This is a genomic window from Ancylobacter amanitiformis, from assembly GCF_030814815.1.
GTDB classification, from domain to species: domain Bacteria; phylum Pseudomonadota; class Alphaproteobacteria; order Rhizobiales; family Xanthobacteraceae; genus Ancylobacter; species Ancylobacter amanitiformis.
Genome location: NZ_JAUSVR010000002.1, coordinates 1 through 15,454, shown reverse-complemented (window position 1 = coordinate 15,454; position 15,454 = coordinate 1). Strand labels below are relative to the sequence as shown.

Genomic DNA, 15,454 nt, shown 5'->3' with positions numbered 1-15,454 from the left:
TGGAACGCGCCGGCGACGGCTCAACTCACGGCGCATTTACCGCGGAGGCGATCGCCACGTAGTATCGAGGCGTCGTCGTGCGTGCAGGACCAACGCGCGATGACCGGATGGGCCGGGCGGCGCCTTGGGGGGCACAGCGCCCGGCCCATCCGTTTCCTACCTTCCTCTGGGGATGGCGATCAGGCCGCCATGCCCCACCCGGCGCCGCGCATGGCGCTGTCGACCAGGGCCGCGATCCCGCTCATGGCCGGCGAGGTGAGGTGCACGCCATCGGCGAGGGCCGAGGGCGGCACGTTGCCATTGGCCACCGCGGTGTTGTCCGTCGTGCCATTGCCGAGACTGAGGAGATACGGCATGGGCGGCAGCACCTTGCCGGGATTGGCCGCGAGCAGCGCCGCGGTGAGCGCGGTGACGGCCGTCTGCGCCAACGCCGCCTGCCCCTCGCGCTTGGCGGTGGGGATGATGAGATAGTTGGTATGGCCCAACGCCGTGATGATGGCCTGATGGCGGGCGACATCATTGGCCGTCGTCGCGTCGTAGCTGTTATTGTCGCCGTCCCACCAGAGAGTGGGCAAGGCCTTGGCGAAGGCCGGCGCCGCCAGCATGCGCGTCTTGATCTGCTCCAGCGTCGAGCCGCCGACCGCCGTCATGTAAGGCGTCCAGCCGAGCAGCGCCAGCGAGCGCCCGAAGCCGACCTCGGGGTTGCCCGCGCCGCCGCCATAGCTGTCGCCGTCCACCCAGCAATCCCACACCGGGAGGCTATCCGCCTTGATGCGAGCCGTATCGGTGACGGCGTCGGCGTAGATCGTGAACCGGCGGAACGGCGAGCCGAAATTCGCGCCGTTGCGGTCCCCGCCGACAACGAGATTCGTTACCACCGGCGCCCCGGGCCAGTTGGTCGACAGCTGCGCATCCTGCCCATTATAGGCGCCGCGCATGGTGGCGCCGTAGGAGGCCGCCAGCCGCAGGATCGGCCCGCCGATCGGGCCGAACCCGGCCGGCAGGTACGATGTCGTGCCCGCAGTGACCGCCGCCACACCCAGAAACCCCGACGTGGTCCGCGATGCGGTCATTCTGTTGTTATCGTTGGAATAAAACTCGTAGGGGTAGCGCGAGCCGCTCGCCCAGGCTTCCGCGGAGTTGATGAACTCGGCGACCACGTAGACCGAATTATCCGTCCAGGGCAGGCGAATGACGCGGCTCGCACCCGTGCCCGAAAGCACCGTGCCGCCGACGGCGGCGAGAAACCGGTCGATGGACGCGAATTTGAGCCCGTACCAGCTCGCGCGGTCATAGATGAAGTCGATGTCGACGACCGCGCCGGCCCGCTCCCACGGCACCGCGTGGCTCTGGGCGTAGCGCACCAGCCTGTCCGTGGCCTGCCGGCCGAAATAGCCCTGCGCGTCATGGCCGATGGCATGGCTCAGCGTGCGGGGGACGGCCAGATCGATTTCTCCGGACATCAGAATACCTTTCCTATCAGGACGAGGAGGGTGGTGCCGTCGCGCCGGGCGCGAACGGTGAAATGCGTGCCGTCGGCCGCCTTGCCGCGGAGGACGACGTAGCCGTGACGGAGCCGTGGGAGCGCGCGGCGCCCCCACCCGCCCGGTGACAGGCCGGGTCCGAGTGCGCTCATGGAACCTCCGTGGATGGCCGGTTCGGGATCGGCGGGCTCAGATCACCGTGTGGATGTCGAGGCCGGCGCTCGTGCCGGTCGCGAGCACGCGCCGGACGAGGAATTCGAGGACGATGGGCAAGCCGATCGGCAGCGACAGGACAATCGCCTCGTCATCCTCGTTCCACACGGGAAGGATGCAGACCTGCGCGCTGTCGAGCGTCCCGGGCGCGAACACGCGGACGCGGGCGTAGCGCGGGAGATCTGCGGTATCGCTCGGCATGACCGCCTCGCCGCTGCGGCCGAGGCTGGTGGGTGAGACGGCGCTGCCGCGCCAGGGGTCCTTGGCGGATTCATAGGGCATGGGGGCTCCGCGGCGTCAGATGCCGAAGGCGAGGAAGAACAGAGCGAGGCGCACGCGCCCGCCGGTGAAGGAGCCGCCCAGCGCGCTCACGCGCAGCGGCGTGGTGGCGTAGAAGGCCTGCGGCCCGATCACGCCGACATTGCTCGCGCCCGCCGCGACGCTCAGAAGGCCGCCGAATTTCGAGGTTTCACCGGCGATGCCCACTTCATAGGCCGTGGCGCCGGTGACCGCCGCCACCGTGCGGCTGGCGACGCAGAGGCAGATGGCCCGGTCGGGAATGGCGATGGAGGAGGTCACGAAGGCGCCGCTCAGCACCAGTTCCTGCTCCACGGCGCGCAGCGCCACCGTGCCGCCCAAGGGCGTGCCGGCAAGCAGATCCGCCCAGCCCGTGCCGGTATGGACCAGCGTCGTGCGCTCGGCGGCGACGAACAGGCGCCAGCCCGCCCGCGGCACGAGAAAGGTCCAGCCTCCGTCCTGCAGCGCGATCTGCCCGTCGCGCCCGGCCCAGTCGCCGCCCGCACCGGGCGCGACCAGGTAGCGATCGCCCGCCACCGCCCCGCCGGGCGGCGTCGTGTGCACCCGGTCGATCACGGCCAGTTGCGCGAGAGCGTCGAGCTGCAGCAGCGCCTCGTTATGGGTGACGTGTTTCTGCGCCTGCGCCGCCGCGAGCAGCGGCAGCGCGAGCAACGGTGTCGTCTCGCTCATCGGAATGTCCTGTCGGGGTGAAGTCAGAGCGGAAGGCGCGCGTCCAGCGGCCAGCCGGGGCCCACGCTCGCCGAGAGCTGGACGATGCGCACGTCGAGGAAGGGTTGCGGCGCGCCGAAATCGGCAATCTCGTCCACTGTCGCGTAAAGCAGGGCCGGCACCGTGGTGATGACGCTGCGCACCACGGCGCCGCCATTGAGGAGGTCGATGCGGTAGGCCTCGGTCTCTTCGCCGAGCGGCACCTCGTTGAGATCCCAGGAATCGCCGCCGATCCGCGTGCGCCGGATCCAGCTCAGCGCGACGCCCTCCGCGACACGGCGCGCCCGCGGCTGCACCGGCGCCAGCGGCCACAGCGCGGCGGGGCCGACATTTCCGGCGATCTGCGCGACGCCCTCGTCGCCATGGTCGCGATCCGCCCGCCCAACGCGCAGAACGATGCCGCGGCCGAGAAGATCGAGCCCGCTCGCCGTCGCGGTCAGGTTCGCGTCGAGCCGCACGAGACGCGTGCCCGCCGGCCAGATGGCGCGGGTCGACGCCTCGGTGCCAAGCTGACCGCGCAGCAGCCCTGAAAGGCGCCAGCGGCGTTCCCCGATCAACTGCGCCTCCATGAATTGCAGGAGTTCGACACTCCCGTCAGGCGCGAGCAGCACCAGCCCATTGGCTCCGCCCAGCACCGCTTCCGCGCTCGCGGCCGCCAGCAGGCCGCCATAGAGCTCAACCTCGAGCACCGGGCCGTGATGCCAGCGCCAGGGTGCACCGGGCGCGAGCTCGTTCAGCGTTTCGCCCATCACCGCCGGCGCGGCCAGCGTCGCCACCCGCTCGAAGCTCGCCCCATCCACCTGCCGCCACACCGCCATGGCGCCCGGCCAGGGAGAGGCGAAGGCGGCCAGCCAGGACAAAGCTGTCGGGCTGGTGTCGAGCACGGCCGGCAATCCCAGCAGCGCCAGCTCGGCAGGGCCGTGGCTCGCCGGCACGGTCACGGGCGGCGGGCGCTCGGTTCGCACCGCGAGGCTGAAGACCGCCGGGTCGATGCCGCGCACGGAAATGGTGCGCGCCTCGCGATCCTCGATGGCGGTGATTTCCACCAGAAGCTGCCGACCGTCGCGGTCGATCCGCACCACGTCGCCCGGCTCCAGGGCGAGGCGCGAGGGCGGCAGGGTGAGGCGCCCGCTCTCGCGGCCGGCCCAGGCATCCTGCAACCCCATTTCGGCAAGGCCGGCGACGAGACCGCTATCGGCGATCATCGCGAGGTCCAGCGCGGTCTCGGCCCGCGCCCGGCCGGCAAGGCGGCGCGAGGCGGCGGTGGCCCGGCGATAATCGTTCAAACCGTCCGTGAAGCCGAGCGTGACGCTGCGCGGCAGTTCATCCTCACTGGCGCGGGTGAAGCTCGGCACGGCCATGTCCTCGCCGGCGACGATATCCTCGTCCGAGAGCGTCGCCACAAGACGTCCGCCGCGCGGGCGCAGCGCAAGCCCCTCCCCGTTCTCCATCAGATCGAAGCCGAAGGCCTGCGCCAGCGGCTCCAGCGCCGCGCGCGCCGTCATCGGCCGGTCGACCACATAGCCATCAATCACCCCGCGCAGTTGCGAGGCGTCGAGGCTGGCGCCGAAATCCTCCGCCAGCCGCGCACAGAGTTCGGCGAGCGGGGCGGCACCGAGCCGGCCGGTCAGCCAGTGCCCGGTGCGCCAGTTGGCGCCATCCGCCCAGATGTCACGGGCGAGCGGGAAGATCGGAAAGGGCCGCGCGTCCCAGGTCCAGGCATAGATGGACGCCGGATCGATCATCTGCCCGCCCGGCAGCGCGGCCGGCGGGTTGGCGTCCTCCTGCGCGAAACCGTCCAGCGTCGCCTCCAGATGGCGGCGCTGCATCAGGTCGTCGCGCTGGCCGTTGGAGAAGGGCGGCAGGCCGTTCTCGACCGATTTCGGATCGGGGAAGACGCTCGGGCGGTTCGCCCCCTTGTCCACGGCGGCACAGCCGAATTCGGTCAGCCGCACCGGCTTGGAGCCCGGCGCGAAGTCCGTCGGGCTCGCCATCCGCACCCCGCCGACCCGCTCGTGATGGGCATGGCTCCACCACGACGCGATGTCCTTCTGGCGAAACACCCAGGGCTCGCCATGGGCCCCGTCGGTGATGGGCAGCCGCGCCTGCGCGTTGCGGGCGGCATCATCCGGGTAATACCAGTCGAAGCCCTCCCCGCCACGGACATTGGCGGCGAGATAGGCCCGGTCATAGCCGCTCGCATGCGCCGCCGCGTCGAGATGGGCGTCGCCATCGCGCCAGTCGGCGATGGGGGCGTACCAGTCGATGCCGATGAAATCGATCGCCGGCGAGGCCCAGAGCGGATCGAGCGGAAAGCGCAGCTCCGCTCCGCCCTCGCGCACATGGCTGCCATATTCGGTCCAGTCGGCGGCATAGCCGATGCTGGTTCCGGCGCGCAGCACGGTACGCACTTCGCTGGCCAGCGACGCGAACTGCGTCACCGCGGGGTAGACGCCGGAGGCCGAGCGTACCCGTGTCAGCGCCGCCATTTCGGAGCCGATGATGAAGGCTTCCACCCCGCCGGCCAGTTCAACCAGCCGGGCGTAGTGCAGCACCATGCGGCGCAACGTCCATTCCGCCGGCCCCGCATAATTCACCGCACCGCCCGTCACCGTGAAATGCGCGGCCGAGGCGGTGCCGAACAGCGCCGCCACCTGCGCAGCCGCGGTTGCCGTTCCGTCCGGCGAGCCGGGCCGGTCCGGCGCGGGATGGCAGGTGATGCGCCCGCGCCAGGGATAGGTCGGCTGCGAGGCGCCCCCGCTCCACGGGTCCCCGCTCACCAGGATCGCCGCGTGCTTGGCCGGCAGATGCGCCCGCCAGCGAAACAGCAGCACGTCGCCGGGCGCGATGTCCGCGAGTGGAACCGCCCGCATGTGCCGCAGCGCCGCCTGCGCCATCTGCTCGGCGCGCGTCGCCTCGGCCCAGTCGGGCGCATAGGAAGGCAACCCCTCCGGCTCCTCGCCGATGACCGCCCGCCACACCCCGCGCACCAGCCCGAGGCAGTCAGCGCCATGCCCCTTGCAGGAAGCCCGGTGCAGGTAGGGCGTGCCGATCCAGTGTCGCGCCTCGGTGAGGATCCGCGCCCGAATGTCATCGATCGACATGGTCAGCCTCCCGGCACGGCGACGCGCAGCACCGCGTCATTGCCCGGCATGTGCGGGAAGCCGCGAAAATTGAGCGCGTTGGCGAAACGGTCGCGGCACGTCTCGAAGCGCTTGTCGCAGCCCGCCGTGACAATGAAGGCATCGCCGACGCCAAGCGGTTCGGGTGGGCGCTGCCATAGCTCCAGCCGCGCCACGCCGGCCGTGGCGTGGGTCTTCACCTCGCAGGCAAAGCCTTCGTTGGCGCCGGAGGTGAAGACGAGCCGGCCCTGCGTGAACCAGCCGCCGGCAAAGCCGTCGAGCCCCGCCGCAACGAGCAGGCTCGCGCCCTCGACCGTGGAAACGGTGCCGCTGCCGCGATAGGCCCCTTCCAGCGCCACCTTGCAGCGCGCATCGCCGAGATCGGCGTCGCAGCCGCCGGTGAAAAGCCGGCCCCGCACGATATTCAGCCGGCTGGACAGCGCGCGCAGCTCGGCGGTGAACGCCCCGCCCTCGCGCCGCACCTCGCCGATGGTGCCGCCCCGCAGCCGAAGGAAATTCGCGGGTGCCGACCAGTCGGCCAGGATCAGCTCGACCTCTGCACCGTCATAGCGGCCGGCGGCAAGGTCGCCTTCATCGATGAGGTCGGAGGACAGCGCGGCGGACATTTCCCCACCGTCGACCGAGAAGCCGAGCGCGGACGCTTCCTCGCTCCCGGTCACCCCGCCCGCCGCGCGGAAGCGGGTATCGGCCACGAACAGGTCCTCGTCATGCTCGGTGATGCCGATCACCACGCCATCCGGACGGGTGATGCGCCAGCAGCGCGCGAGCGTGGTCGCGCCGGTGGCGAGCGCGGCGGCAAGGCCGGCGGGCAGGTCTCTCATGTTCCGCTCCTCCTGTTCCCGAAGCTCACGTTTCCGCCGCTCACGTTCCCGGCGCTCACGGCCGGATCTCGAGGATCGGGATGCGCGGAATGGCGCCGGCCTCGAAGGCGGTGAGGTTGACCTCCAGGAAATCGGTATCGAAGCGCACCGGCACATCGAACAGGAAGCCCGCCGTCACGCTGGCGCCGGCACCCGGCACATGTCCCGCGAGAAAGGTGACGGTGCCGGTCGTCGCATCGAGCGTGAAATGCTCGCCCACCACCCGCTCCGCCCCATTGATCGCGACGCGCACCGACCCCGCCACCGGCTTGGCGATGGGCCGCACATAGGGGGCGTGCGCGCCGCCATAGGCCTTGGCGAGCGTGAACGCAGCCCGCTCCCCGTCGCCCGTTCCAAGGTTCTGGTCGAACGGCGTCACGCCCGCCCCCGGCGCCGCGGAGGCGTGATCCAGCCGGTCGCGCCAGCGGAAGCCGTAAAGCCGGCCGCGCCGCTCCTCGAAGAAGGCCACCACGGCGGAGAGCTGGGCCAGCGACGTCACGCCATAGCCGGCATCCCAGCGCCGGCGCGAGTGATGCAGCCGCGTGTTGCGCTCCTCCCGGCCGGTGAGCGTGGTGACGATCTCGGTCGCCCGCTCCGGCCCGCCCGCCGCGCCAAGCGCGATGTCGAGCGGAAACAGCGTCTCGTGGAAGGCCGGCATCTAGAGGCTCCTTTCGCCGCGCGCGACGGCGCGGGTGACGAGGCCGGCGAGATAGGCCTCCGAGCGGCGGAAGGCGCCGGGATCGGGAGTGGTCACGTTCACCGTCACGTTGACGGCGCGTCCGCTCGCCCCGCCGGCAGCAACGCCCAGCCGTCCGTCCGGCCCGCGGCTGAGCGGCAGGATCGCCTCGGCGCCGCGCTCGCCCATCAGGCCGGTCTGGCCACCGGCAAGCGGGAAATAGGTCGGCGCCGCCACCACGCCGCCCTGCGCGAAGGGCACCACGCGCCCACCCTGGAAGGCGCTGCCTTTGGCAAAGCCCAGCGCGCCGCCCAGGGTGCCGCCGAGGGCGCCTTGAAACAGGCCGGCAAGACCCTGCTCCAGCGGACGGAAGGCGGCGTCGAGCGCGAGTGTCGACAGGCGCGAGACCAGCGAGCGGAACACGTCGTCCGCCGCGCGGCCCTTCAGCGCCGCCCCGGTGAGCGCATCGCCCACCACGCGGCCGAAGCCGCGCGCCAGCCGCTCGGCCTCGGAGAGTTCGCGGCGAAAGGCGCTGGTGTCGGCGGAAATCTCCACCGTCAGGCTCTCGCCCGCCGTGCTGTCATAGCTGTCGGTCATGGGGCTCTCCCGGGATGATGGACATGCTGCCCGCGTTCACGCGATCCGAAGGCTCTGCCGCCTCCGGCGAAGTCTTGCGGCGAAGTCTTGCGGCGAAGTCTTGCGGCGAAGTCTTGCGGCGAAGTCTTGCGGCGAAGTCTTGCGGCGAAGTCTTGCGGCGAAATCTTGCGCTGGGTGCCGGATCGGCGCTGCATTTGCCTGCGGCTTTTCCGGGAAACAGTCTTCCTCCGCGCCCCGGACGAGGGACGCCGCAGGCGGAACGTGGAGCCGGATCCCGGCGCAAGATTTGTCGGCAGAACCCTTCAGACAAAGGACGCTCCCTCTCAATCGGGAAAGCGCGCCATCAGGGCCGCCAGTGCGGCGCGGTCCAGCGGGGCGCGGGCGGGGCCAGCCACCGCCTCCACGGCGGCGGCGATCTCGCGCGGCGTCATCGCCCAGAAATCGCGCGAGGACAGGCGCAGCCGGCCGAGGCCGAACGCCATCGTCTCGCGCCATGGAAAGGCGGGTCTGCGAGCGCCCCTCACCTCGCGGCGCGCGGCGCCCGCTCCAAAGGGCCCGGGTCCGTGCCCTCCCCGGCGCCGAAGGTGGCGGCGATGAGCTGGCCGACGATGCGCGCGAAGCCGGCCGCCCCGCCCGGCGTGGTCATGCGCGCCACGTCCTCCTCGCGCACATCCTCGCCCGCCCCGCGCAGCCCGGCCGCGAGGATGCGGATGGCGTCGCGCGCGGCAAGCCGGCCGGAGCCGAAGCGCTCGGTCAGCGCCACCAGGTCGCCGGCGCCGAAGGCATCCTCCAGCTCCGCCAGCGCGCCGAGCGTCAGCACCAGCGTGCGCACGCGTCCGTCGAGGTCGGCGGAAATCTCGCCGCGATGGCGGTTCGCCATGGCGTCCTCCCTCACAGCGCCGCGAAGCTGATTTCGCCCGCGCTCTCAAGCGCGATGTCGAAGGTCACTTCGCGATCATGCTCGGCGGCGATTTCCAGGCTGGTGATCTGGAACGCGCCCTCGATGGTGCCGAAATCGGGCACCACCAGCTGCGCGGCGCGGATGGTGCCGTCGAAAAAGCTCTGGCGGATCAGCGCGTCGGAGGCCGCATCCCTGAAGATGCCGGATCCCGCGAGCGAGGCGCGCTTCACTCCGGCGCCCGCCAGCAATTCGCGCCAGCGCCCGGCGCTCTCGGCGTGGGTCACGTCGACCGGCTCGGTGTTGAACGCGATCTGCCGCGAGCGCAGCCCCGCCACCGTCGCGAAGGCCGTGCCGTCATGGATCTTCAACAAGAGGTCCTTACCCTTCTGGGCTGCCATGGGCTGGCCTTTCCTTTTCCGGCGATGTGAAGGGGGCGTTCAGCGGCGGTTAACGCGGGCGTCGTAGGGTGCCGTCGACACGCGCCGCCGGCAGCCTGGCGCGACTTCACGCGCCACATGCGCAAACCGCTGCAACCGCCTTCATGTTCTGAGCGAGGTTGAGGTGGGATTGTCGAGTCCGGTGAATCCCCTGGCGCGATTTGCTGACACGGTTGGGAAATCTCAATCCGTTTCCGTCACCGCGCGAAAGCGGACCAGCGCGCGATAGGTGCGCCCGCCCGCCTCGCGGCGGATCTCGGCATTGCTGAAGCGCAGGTTCACCAGCCGGCAGCCCGCCAGTTCCAGCGGCGCATCATGCAGCGCCTGCTGCAGCTGGTGGGCAATGGCATGGGCCTCTCCATGCCCGCCCTGCCGCGACCAGGCGAACAGGGTGAGCCGATGCTCCTGCCCCGTCTCGGTCGCGGTCGACCAGTCGATAAGCTGCGCCTCGCCCAGCGTGACATAGGGAAATTCCGGCGTGCCTGGCGGCACGTCGTAGATGCGCGGCCCGCCGAGCGCGGCGATGAGCGGCGCATCGGCTTTGAGCGCGGCATGGACCGCGGCGCGCAGCGCATTGGCCGCGCTCATCGCCGCCTCCTCGGCTCAAGCTGCGCAAGGCGTCGCAGCATGACCGCCAGCCCCTTCAGCCTCACATCGAATCTCACGGCGTCTCCTCCCGGCAGTCGCAGACGAGCCGGCGCCCGCGCCCTTCCGGGTCGCTCACGGCGTCGACGAGGAAATGGTGGGCGCCAAACCGCAACCGGTCGCCGGGCTGTACCGTTGCCGGCGCGCGCAGAGTCACGGTGTGGGTCAGCACGGCCCCGGGCCGATCGGCGATCTCGCCGGGGGCGGCGCTGGTCTCGATCGCCCCCCACAGCGCGTCGACGGCGAGAAAGCTGCGCGTCACCCCGCCGGCCCCGTCCGGCACCTCCACGGGCGTCTCGAGCACCAGCCGGTGGCGCAGGGCGGCGATGCCGGTCGCCGGCGCGGTCATAGCCGCGTCACCCGGAAGGGGGCGACCAGCGCGTCGAGGCTGGCGGGAAAGGCCGCGCCCGGGCCGGGCACGTCGCGATGCTCGTAGAAATGGGCCAGCACCAGCCGCACCGCCTCGATCAGCGGCGAGGGCACATGGTCGGCATCGGGCCCGTGGCCGGCGATCACGTCGATGGCGATGCCGGCGACCGAGCGCCCCGGTGCCGGCACGGCCGAGCGATCGACCCGGATCAGTCCCGGCAGCCGCGCCATATTGGCGGTGAAGGCCGAAAGCGGCACCTCGACCTCGGTGCCGGCCTCCTCCACCACATGCGCGGCGACGATCTCGCGCAGCGGGTTCACCGGCACGGCGATGAGCCCGGAAACCGGCCAGGTGTCGCGCACCAGCCGCCAACGCTGGTCGATCAGCACGCGGCGGGTGAGTGCCTCGACGGTGGCACGGGCGGCGGTGATCAGCGAGGCGATCAGCGCATCTTCCGCGTCATGGTCGACGCGCAGATAGGTCTTGGCCTCGGCGAGGCCGAGCGGCTCGGCCATCGGGCCGGCGAGAAGCAAGGCGGGCATGGTGTGCCTCTGTGGTGGATGACAAGAAATGTCGGCGGAACTGCCGCCTGTGGCGGGGTGGTGCGCCATATCCCGGCTCTGCATCCCGGCTCTGCGCTTGGGCTGCGCCGCCGTCGGTCCGAGGCACGGGCAATCTCTGTTTCCCGGTCAGGTGACGGCACGGGCTGAACGCCGATCCGGGACCCGGCGCACCGCTCCGCGCGCCGCACGGTTCCTGCCCCGATTGACGCGCGTCGCAACCGCCGCCACAACGGCCGCGCTCTGACCCGGAAAGACCGATGCGCGCCCTGCTGTTTTCTGCCCTCGCCGCCCTCACCTTGATCAGCCCGGCCTTCGCCATCGTGGGCGGGCGGCCGGCGGACGCGGATCTCAAGGCGGAAACGGCGATGATCGTTTCGACGCGCGGCGCCTCCTGCACCGGCGTGGTGCTGGCGCCGAACGTGCTGCTCACCGCCGCGCACTGTGTGCAGCCGGCGGCCGATTATGCGGTCGTGGTGTTCGAGCCGGCCGGGCCCCGGCTGATCCCGGTCAGCCGCATCGCCGTGCATCCGGGTTTCGACCCGGCATCCTTCGACACGAGACGCCCGACGCCGGACCTCGCGGTGGTGAAACTCTCGGCGGCCCTACCGGCCGATTTCCGTCCGGCGACGCTGACCGGGGAGATCGCGCTGCCGGCGCGGCGCACCGCCTTCACCCTGGCCGGCTTCGGGGTGGTGAAGGATGGCGACGGCAAATCGGCCGGCACGCTGCGCATGGTCGACCTGCCGAGCATCGGCACCACCGGCGGCATCATGGTGCGCCTCTCGGAAGGCCCCGCCGCCGGCGGCTGCACGGGCGACAGCGGCGGGCCGGTGCTGCTGGGTGGCGCGGTGGCCGGCATCATTGGCTGGTCGACCGCGGCCGGCGGCGCGCGCGGCTGCGGCGGCGTCACCGGCGCGACACTGGTCGGCCCGCAGCGCCCCTGGATCGACGCGACGCTGCGGGCGATGACGAAGTAGCAGACCGATTTCGGCGAGACACGTCAGATGACAGAACTTCCGTCAGTCAACTTCCTCTACCAAGTGGTGCTTCCGAATTTCGAGCTAGCCGCGCAAGCGGCCTGGCGACGAGCGCCACATCGTCAATGCAATTCTGACGATGGATGCATGCGTCGGAATTATACACCGTGACCTCCTGTCTCTAGGCGATACTACAGTTCCACCGACCGATGACCTATACCGCGATAAGATTTCAGCGGAGAATAGCAATTTTCGATTTCTCAGGGATTTGGCTGCCACCTACAAGCATGGAGTACTGAATCGACCGAAGGAACGCGTGGTGCGCTGTCTATCTCAAGTCTCTACGATCCAAAATGAGATTGGTTACTTCCAATGCGGAGATGAGTTAGGTGGGTCCATATTGGTCATAAGCGACGGAGAAATTGAGGTCAGAGCTACCGACGTGCTTTTTTCAACCTATGAAATATTGAAAGAGATAGTTGAACGAATTCGCCGACCTTCATGAGGTCGGGGCGCCTCATAGAAGCGCCCCTCGCCCGCGCTACGCCGCGAACTTCAGCAGCTTGATCGCGTCGAAATCCTGCACGCCGCCGCCCACCCGCTTGGTGGTGTAGAACAGCACATAGGGCTTGGCGGAATAGGGATCGCGCAGCACGCGCACGCCGGCGCGGTCCACCACGAGATAGCCGCGCTTGAAGTCGCCGAAGGCGATGGACAGGCTGTTCGCGCCGATGTTCGGCACGTCCTCCGCCTCGAACACCGGGAAGCCCAGCAGGTGAGGCGGCGCGCCCGGCGCGGTGGGCGGCGCCCACAGATACTGGCCGTTCTCGTCCTTCAGCTTGCGCACGGCGCCCTGCGTGCGGCGGCTCATGATGAAGCTGCCATTCTGCCGGTAGCCGCTTTTCAGCGCATAGACGAGGTCGACCAGCGGGTCGGCCGGGTTGGCGGAGGGAAAGTCGCCCGCCTCGCCGGTGGCGACGAAGCCGAGCTTGCCCCAGGTCCAGGCGCCCTCGGCCACCGTGTCATAGGCGAGGAAACCCTTCGGCTTGCCCGAGCCATCGCCGGTGACGAAAGCGGTGCCCTCCTGCGCGGCGAACGCCGCCTCGACCTCGATGGCGAGCCATTCGTCGATATTCACCGCCGCATCATCGAGCAGGGTCTGCGTCGCTGCCGGCATGGCGTAGATTTCCATGGCCGGGAAGGTGAGTTCGTCCAGCACGGGGCTCGCGGTCTGGCTGCGTGCCGCCGTCTCCGCCACCCAGCCCACCGCCGGGCCCGAGGTCATGAACGGCTTCTTGTAGGTGCCGGCGGAAATCACCCGCACGTCCGAGATGGCGCGGATCGGCGAGAGCGCGGCGAGGCGCTTGCCGATTTCCCGCTCGGTCTCGCTCGGCACCACATAGCCGCCATCGGTGGCGACGCCGGCCGAGAGCGCCTTGGCCTCCAGCCGCTTGAGCCCCGCCGCCTCGCCGGTGCGGACATAGGCGTCGAACGCCGCCTTGTGCTCCCGCGCCGCCAGATCGCCCGCGAAGCTCGACGCATCGCCCGAGCCGCCCAGCGCCGGGCGGCGGGTCTTCAGCACCAGTTCGTCGATCAGCGACTTCTGCGCGTCGAGCGCGGCATTGATACGCTCGACCTTGTCGCGCGTGAGGGCATCGCCGCCCCGCCGCTCCAGTTCGCCGAGCCGCTGGTCGTTGGCGTCCTTGAACGCCTCGAAGGCGCTCATGAAATCCTCGAAGGCGGCGGAGACTTCCGGGCCGGCGGACTTCACTTCGGGTGCGGGATTGCTGAGATCCATGGTGCTGTCCCTGTTGCAAAAGGTTGCGTCATCCCGGTCGCGGGCGTCCGGACTGATGGTGTAAGGAAGGGTTCAGGCCGGCAGCGGCGTCAGCCCCGGCAGGGTGCGCAGGCGCCGCGCACCGCGGCGGATGGCGGCCGCGAGGCCGAGGCCGCCGCCCCCATCGCCGCGCTTGACGGAGGCGATGCGCGCATCCGGCTGCATCGGAAACGTGACGACCGACACTTCCCAGAGGTCGATCCGGGCGAGACGGCGCACCCGCGAGCGCGGGTCGGTGCGCCCTTCCACCGCGCGGAAGCCGATGGACAGCCCGTCCACCGCCCCGGCTCGCATCAGTGCCAGCACCTCCCGGGCGCGGGCGACATCGAGCGTGAGGCGGCCGCGCACATGCAGGCCCACGCCATCCTCGCGCATGGAAATCCAGGTGCCGATCGGCTCGGCCGGATCATGCTGGAACAGCATGCGCACGCCCGAGGTGCCGCGCTCGGCCAGCGAGCGGGCAAAGGCGCCGGGCAGGATGAGGTCGCGGCCGAGATCGACGCGGCCGAACAGGGCGGCATAGCCCTCGAAACCGCCATCGGGCTCGATCTGCTCAAGCCGGCCGGCATGTGCCTTGGTCTGCAAAGGCGGGAGGGCGCCCTCTCCCGCAAGGCGCGCGGAGCCGATCATGCGCCCTCCCCTTCGCCCTTGGGCCGGCGGGTGGCGGCGGCGCGCTCCAGCTTGCCGAGCGTGCGGCCGAACTGGCGGAATACCTGCGGCGCGTCGCCGGCGCGGCTCGGCGCGGGCAGGTGCGGACGATTGGGCAGGAAAGCCCGGATGCGCGGCATCGATGTCATTTCTCATCTCCGAACAGGGCGTTGAAGCGCGCGATCTCGCGCACGAAATCGTCGAAGCGCCGCACCGCGCGGGAGAGTTCGCGCATCGCCGCCATGGCCAGGGCCGAGGCGCCGAGCGCCCACATCAGCAGGGCGAGATGGGCGAGGTCCGCCTTGGCCGCGAAGGCCTCGATCAGGGTCTGCATGGGGTTTCTCCCTGGCGGGCAGCCGTCCCCCTCACCCGCCGCGGCGCGGCGACCTGTCCCCGACCGGGAGAGGTGAGGACGGCGCTCCCTCTCCCCGGCGGGGAGAGGGCTGGGGTGGGGGGGGAAGGCCGCCCGCCGGCTTTCGCTAATCCCGCGCGCCGTACCCCACCGCCCGGCGCTTCTCCTCCTCGGTGAGGAAGCCGGCCTCGTTCACCCGCCGCCACAGCGCCTCGCGTTCCGTGCCCAGCGCCTCGATCGCATCGAGGTCGGGCTCGAGGGCGAGCGGGGCGGCGCCATAGGCGGGCGCCAGCCACCCCGCCAGTTCCTGCCCCAGCCGGCGCGCCAGCGGCAGCACGGTCTGGCGCCAGAGAACGCGGCTCGCCTCGGCATAATTGGCGTAGGTGGCATCGCCGGGAATGCCGAGCATCATCGGCGGCACACCGAAGGCGAGCGCGATCTCGCGCGCCGCGGCGTTCTTCGCCTCCAGGAAATCCATGTCCTTGGGCGAAAGCGAGAGCGGGCGCCAGTCGAGCCCGCCATCGAGCAGAAGCGGGCGGCCGGCATTGGCGGGGCCGGAGAAATTCGCCTCCAGCTCCTCCTTCAGCCGCTCGAACTGCTCGTCGGAGAGGTTGCCCGCCCCGCCATAGACTAGGCTCAGGACTCATTGATTACCGAGCCAGAAGATGACGGTAGCGGCGATGCAGATGGCTGAGAAGAAGGTGTGGGCGCAACGATCATAGCGG

17 protein-coding genes and 2 pseudogenes are annotated in these 15,454 nt (G+C 70.4%); 1 reads left to right on the top strand and 18 read right to left on the bottom strand.

Annotated elements, in window-relative coordinates; genetic code table 11:
- Window positions 1-179 precede the first annotated feature (179 nt).
- The 13 genes and pseudogenes from QOZ99_RS03175 to QOZ99_RS03115 all read right to left on the bottom strand — a co-directional run bounded on the left by QOZ99_RS03175 (window position 180) and on the right by QOZ99_RS03115 (window position 10,894).
- Window positions 180-1,463 (bottom strand): hypothetical protein, encoded by a 1,284-nt coding sequence (locus tag QOZ99_RS03175; protein ID WP_306888461.1) that lies wholly within the window; start codon window positions 1,461-1,463, stop codon window positions 180-182.
- 210 nt (window positions 1,464-1,673) lie between these two features.
- Entirely contained in the window at window positions 1,674-1,979 is a 306-nt protein-coding gene (locus QOZ99_RS03170) for a spike base protein, RCAP_Rcc01079 family (RefSeq protein ID WP_306888460.1), read from the bottom strand.
- A gap of 15 nt (window positions 1,980-1,994) precedes the next feature.
- Window positions 1,995-2,684 (bottom strand): DUF2793 domain-containing protein, encoded by a 690-nt coding sequence (locus tag QOZ99_RS03165; RefSeq protein WP_306888459.1) that lies wholly within the window; start codon window positions 2,682-2,684, stop codon window positions 1,995-1,997.
- Window positions 2,685-2,707: 23 nt separating this feature from the next.
- Window positions 2,708-5,788, bottom strand: a pseudogene (locus QOZ99_RS03160) (baseplate multidomain protein megatron); the annotation flags it as partial.
- A 41-nt stretch (window positions 5,789-5,829) separates the two neighbouring features.
- Window positions 5,830-6,687, bottom strand: coding sequence for a phage/gene transfer agent baseplate hub protein (locus QOZ99_RS03155; RefSeq protein ID WP_306888457.1), 858 nt, complete (start codon window positions 6,685-6,687; stop codon window positions 5,830-5,832).
- A 55-nt stretch (window positions 6,688-6,742) separates the two neighbouring features.
- Window positions 6,743-7,384 carry a DUF2460 domain-containing protein gene (locus tag QOZ99_RS03150; protein WP_306888455.1) on the bottom strand — a complete coding sequence of 214 codons (642 nt, stop codon included), beginning with the start codon at window positions 7,382-7,384 and terminating at the stop codon, window positions 6,743-6,745.
- The gene (locus tag QOZ99_RS03145; RefSeq protein WP_306888454.1) at window positions 7,385-7,999 is read right to left on the bottom strand and encodes a phage tail tape measure protein; all 615 of its coding nucleotides are present in this window, start codon (window positions 7,997-7,999) and stop codon (window positions 7,385-7,387) included. It lies immediately after the preceding gene.
- A 323-nt stretch (window positions 8,000-8,322) separates the two neighbouring features.
- On the bottom strand, window positions 8,323-8,523 hold the full coding sequence (locus QOZ99_RS03140) for a rcc01693 family protein (RefSeq protein ID WP_306888453.1): 201 nt from the start codon (window positions 8,521-8,523) through the stop codon (window positions 8,323-8,325).
- Window positions 8,520-8,879, bottom strand: coding sequence for a gene transfer agent family protein (locus QOZ99_RS03135; RefSeq protein WP_306888452.1), 360 nt, complete (start codon window positions 8,877-8,879; stop codon window positions 8,520-8,522). The genes QOZ99_RS03140 and QOZ99_RS03135 overlap by 4 nt, the downstream gene beginning before the upstream one ends.
- An 11-nt stretch (window positions 8,880-8,890) precedes the next feature.
- The gene (locus QOZ99_RS03130) at window positions 8,891-9,298 is read right to left on the bottom strand and encodes a phage major tail protein, TP901-1 family (RefSeq protein ID WP_306888451.1); all 408 of its coding nucleotides are present in this window, start codon (window positions 9,296-9,298) and stop codon (window positions 8,891-8,893) included.
- Between the two features lie 222 nt (window positions 9,299-9,520).
- On the bottom strand, window positions 9,521-9,925 hold the full coding sequence (locus tag QOZ99_RS03125) for a DUF3168 domain-containing protein (protein WP_306888450.1): 405 nt from the start codon (window positions 9,923-9,925) through the stop codon (window positions 9,521-9,523).
- 73 nt (window positions 9,926-9,998) lie between these two features.
- Window positions 9,999-10,331, bottom strand: coding sequence for a head-tail adaptor protein (locus QOZ99_RS03120; RefSeq protein ID WP_306888449.1), 333 nt, complete (start codon window positions 10,329-10,331; stop codon window positions 9,999-10,001).
- Window positions 10,328-10,894 (bottom strand): head-tail connector protein, encoded by a 567-nt coding sequence (locus QOZ99_RS03115; protein ID WP_306888448.1) that lies wholly within the window; start codon window positions 10,892-10,894, stop codon window positions 10,328-10,330. Before QOZ99_RS03115 ends, QOZ99_RS03120 begins: the two co-directional genes overlap by 4 nt.
- A 278-nt stretch (window positions 10,895-11,172) precedes the next feature.
- On the opposite strand from QOZ99_RS03115, the gene QOZ99_RS03110 reads away from it, so the two are divergent.
- Complete coding sequence (locus tag QOZ99_RS03110; protein ID WP_306888447.1) at window positions 11,173-11,892, top strand: S1 family peptidase; 720 nt, start codon at window positions 11,173-11,175, stop codon at window positions 11,890-11,892.
- Between the two features lie 541 nt (window positions 11,893-12,433).
- Here the strand turns inward: QOZ99_RS03110 and QOZ99_RS03105 are convergent.
- From QOZ99_RS03105 to QOZ99_RS03085, 5 genes and pseudogenes are all read right to left on the bottom strand, one after another.
- A complete protein-coding gene (locus tag QOZ99_RS03105; RefSeq protein WP_306888446.1) occupies window positions 12,434-13,690 on the bottom strand; it encodes a phage major capsid protein in 1,257 nt (418 codons plus the stop codon).
- Window positions 13,691-13,762: 72 nt separating this feature from the next.
- A complete protein-coding gene (locus tag QOZ99_RS03100) occupies window positions 13,763-14,359 on the bottom strand; it encodes an HK97 family phage prohead protease (protein ID WP_306888445.1) in 597 nt (198 codons plus the stop codon).
- Window positions 14,356-14,526 (bottom strand): hypothetical protein, encoded by a 171-nt coding sequence (locus tag QOZ99_RS03095; protein ID WP_306888444.1) that lies wholly within the window; start codon window positions 14,524-14,526, stop codon window positions 14,356-14,358. Before QOZ99_RS03095 ends, QOZ99_RS03100 begins: the two co-directional genes overlap by 4 nt.
- Complete coding sequence (locus QOZ99_RS03090; protein WP_183187987.1) at window positions 14,523-14,711, bottom strand: hypothetical protein; 189 nt, start codon at window positions 14,709-14,711, stop codon at window positions 14,523-14,525. The genes QOZ99_RS03095 and QOZ99_RS03090 overlap by 4 nt, the downstream gene beginning before the upstream one ends.
- A gap of 145 nt (window positions 14,712-14,856) precedes the next feature.
- Window positions 14,857-15,366, bottom strand: a pseudogene (locus QOZ99_RS03085) (phage portal protein); the annotation flags it as partial.
- Window positions 15,367-15,454 lie beyond the last annotated feature (88 nt).